General features: G+C 60.0%; 2 protein-coding genes and 1 pseudogene. 2 read left to right on the forward strand and 1 reads right to left on the reverse strand.

Going from position 1 to position 3526, the window contains the following annotated elements:
- The first annotated feature begins 411 nt into the window (after positions 1-411).
- On the forward strand, positions 412-558 hold the full coding sequence (locus WBV42_RS05895) for a hypothetical protein (RefSeq protein WP_423985200.1): 147 nt from the start codon (positions 412-414) through the stop codon (positions 556-558).
- A 330-nt stretch (positions 559-888) separates the two neighbouring features.
- On the opposite strand, the gene WBV42_RS05900 is transcribed toward WBV42_RS05895, so the two are convergent.
- Positions 889-3177, reverse strand: a complete 2289-nt coding sequence (locus WBV42_RS05900) for a glycoside hydrolase family 3 N-terminal domain-containing protein (RefSeq protein ID WP_423985201.1) — start codon at positions 3175-3177, stop codon at positions 889-891.
- Positions 3178-3442: 265 nt separating this feature from the next.
- Here WBV42_RS05900 and WBV42_RS05905 point away from each other — a divergent pair.
- A pseudogene (locus tag WBV42_RS05905) lies at positions 3443-3526 on the forward strand (PadR family transcriptional regulator); the annotation flags it as partial.

The raw sequence follows: 3526 nt of genomic DNA on the forward strand, positions 1-3526 counted from the left end.
CGTTCACTTCGTTCATGAGAACTCCGGTCGCTATCGCTCCCTCCGTCATCCCTCGCGCGATAACCAGTCAGGTCCTCGGACGACGTGTCTTCGGCCCTACTGGCCCGCGCGCCACCCGGTTGGACAGACCGGTCGATACGACCCAGCTGCCACGGCGCGCGAGGGACGAAGTATCGCAGCGAACGAAGTGAGCGAGAAACGCAGTCGGTTGGGGAGGGTGTGGCGCGGTGCGGTAATGTTGGGGCTCGGTCGTTGCAATCACAACGAAACCAGAACGGTCTCGTAGTCTGTAGCCGAGTTTTTCGACCGATTACTTCTCAGTAGTTGGTGGGTTTACAGCTCCGCCCACTCCGAACCATTCCCTCGATTCCACCAACACGCATAACCGCCGAAGCCACGAAATAGGGAAATATGCGAGACGAAGAAGAGATTCGGGAGCAGTACGAGTTCCTCAAAGAACAGCTAGAAAGCGACGAAATGAACCATCAGGGAATCCGTCAGATGTTCACGTATTACAAGCGGGCGTTGGGATGGGCGCTGGAGGAGGAGTACATCTAACTTTTTTTCACCCTGCGATCCACAGTTATCGAAATCGTTACCTTTAAGTCACTACGCCGTTTTGTTGCAGTTGACGCTTCGCTTTGGAGGGCCGAAGCGTCAGCGGGGACCAATTCAGGGCGGCAAGCGGTACGCGGGGTCTTTTCGCCCCCGCGTGTTCCGCTTTCCTTTCGACAATCAAATTCTGAGCCACTGCTTCGTACACATCGTTCTACCGATAAATAGTGGTTTCGCCGTTTCCGACCGAGCGACTGCGCTCTGACCGATCATTGATATGTTCTTCAAAAATAAGGTGGGAAGACGGCATCGTGAAAAACGGGATTTCAGGTCTCAGACGACCGAAACGGTCTCGGTGAGTTCACCGACGGAGAGCCAGTACTCGCCCGTGTCGATGACCAACTCGCCGCGGGAGAAGACGTCGCCGAGGACGGTCGCAAGCGGGAGGATCGTCGAACGAATCTCGACGCGCTTCGTCTCGCCGGGGTCGAGCGCGACGCGTTCGAAGCCGACGACGACTTCCTGCGGATACATCACTCGACCGAGATCACGGCCGCCGTAGACGGGGACGACGGTCTCACCCGCCTCGTCGCCCGTGTTTTTCACCGCGACGGAGACGGTGATGTCGTTCGTCGCGTTCTTCTGCTGGAGTTTCGTCGGTGCCACGCGGAGGTCGGCGTACTCGAACTCGGTGTAACTCAGCCCGTGGCCGAATTCGAACAGCGGTGTCTCGTGTGATTGGGGCGGGTTGACGTTCGTGGACTTGTTGAACTCGTCCGGTGGATAGTTGTTGTGCAGGTTGGGGATTTGCCCGGTTCCCTTCGGCCACGTGAACGGCAACCGACCGCTGGGGTTGGCGTCGCCGAACAGGGTCGCGGCGACGGCCGGTCCGGCGGCCGTTCCCGGCAGATAGGCCATCATGGACGCGGACAGGTCGTCGAACACGTCCGTCCCGCGCGGGCGGCCCGCCATGATCACGCCGACGGTCGGTGTATCGGTTCCCGACACCACCTCGACCAGTCGCTGTTGTGCCTCGGGAAGCGCGAGCGTGTCCGTGTCGCCCTTCTCCTCGGCGTACGGTCCCTCGCCGAGAACGGCCACGACGACGTCGGCGCACTCGGCCGCACGTCGAACGTCGTCCTCGTTCGTGAACTCGTGGAGGCCGGTCGGAACGTGCGTGACGGACGTCGACGAATCCGCTGCATCGGTGAGGCCTTCGAGGACTGTCGTCGCCGGTGGCTCGGTGTCGCCGACGCCCTGCCAGCCGAGTGCCCAGCCGCCCATCTGGTTCCTCACGCTGTCGGCGCTCGGGCCGGTGACGAGGATCGAACTCCCGGAGTCGAGCGGGAGCGTCCCGTCGTTGGTGAGCAACGTCATCGACTCGGTGGCGACCTCCTCCGCGAGGTCTCGGCCATCGGAGATCACGTCACTCACCTTCGATGGCGTTCCGTACGGGTCCTCGAACAGGCCGACGTGCTCCTTGAACGCGAGGATGTTCGTCACTGCGTCGTCGATTCGTTCCCGGCTGACGCTGCCTTCCTTCACGAGTTCGATGAGTCGCTGTTGATAGCCCGCGGCGTCGTCGCCCTCGATACCCGCGGCGGGGACCATGTACATGTCTATCCCGGCGTTGATGCCCAGTTTGGTCGCCTCCTTCAGGTCCTCGGCGAAGCCGTGGACCTTTATCATCCGGTAGAAGTCGTGCCAGTCGGTGACGACCATCCCGTCGAACCCGAGTTGGTCGCGGAGAATGTCCGTCAACAGTTCCTTCGACGCGTGGGCGGGGAGGCCGTTCAGCGACCCGCTGTTGACCATTACCGTCTCCGCTCCGGCGTTGATACCCGCCGCATAGGACGGCAGGATGGAACTCACGAAGGTCCGATACGGGATGAGTGCGGCGGTGCGGTCGTTCCCGTTTGCCGGTGCCGAATACCCCGCGAAGTGTTTGATGGAGGCCCCGGTTCGTTTGTACCCGTTCGTCTCCTCCTCGTAGCCGCGAACCTTCGAGGCGACCATCTGGGAGGCGAGAAACGGGTCCTCGCTGAACCCCTCGTAGAACCGCCCCCATCGTGGATCACGCTGTATGTCACAGACGGGCGAGAAGTTCCAGTGGGTACCGGTGGTGCGCATCACTCGACTCGTCACGGTCGCCATCTCCTCGGCCTTGTCCGCGTCCCACGTCGCGCCGACGCCGTGGTTGTGCGGGAACAACGTCGCCCCCGCCACGTTGTTGTCGCCGCGAACGGAGTCGATACCGTAGACGAACGGCACGCCGAGACGGGTCTCGTTCACCATCGCTTTCTGGAGTTCGTTGCTGGTCCGAGCGACCTCCTCCGGATCGAACGACGTCAGGTACATGAGCGACCCCGGCTTGTACTTTTGCAGCGCCTCGGCCGGGTCGTCGGTCGAGATCTCGCCCGCGGCCATCTGTGTCATCTGACCGACCTTCTCTTCGAGCGTCATCTCTTCGACGAGTTCGGTTACGCGGTGACTCGGCTCTCGGTGCTTCGTGGCGACCGCGGACTCTCCGAGGTATCCGGCCAGTGCCGTTGCCAGCGTGATTCCCCCGGACGCTTGCAGGAACGTTCGCCGCGACGAGCCGCTCGTGGTATCCTTTGACATGCCATAAAAACTGGGAAGCAAGAATCAATAAGATTTTTTCTTATAAATATGTGGATTTTTACTGAACAAACTCTTATTTGAAATGAGAACAACCGGTATCGATTTTGATTGGAAAATAGAACAACTTCGTTGGCGGGGTGAGACACCCGAGAAAACGGCGGAAACATGGTTGAATTCATCAACGAACGTCCTGAGACTATATCCCTCCAAAACTGTCGGAATCGATATCCTTATCCTAAGTAGACACATAATTCGAGTGGTAACAATGCACGAGTTGACGGGATTTCAGCGGGACATACTGTACGTCATCGCCGGACACGGCGAGCCGCACGGACTCGCCATTCAGGAC

Source organism: Haladaptatus sp., assembly GCF_049589095.1.
Lineage (GTDB): Archaea > Halobacteriota > Halobacteria > Halobacteriales > Haladaptataceae > Haladaptatus.

Coding starts and splice junctions, on each gene's coding strand:
- WBV42_RS05895 (WP_423985200.1), top strand. CDS start 412: ATGCGAGACGAAGAAGAGATTCGGGAGCAGTACGAGTTCCTCAAAGAA.
- WBV42_RS05900 (WP_423985201.1), bottom strand. CDS start 3,177: ATGTCAAAGGATACCACGAGCGGCTCGTCGCGGCGAACGTTCCTGCAA.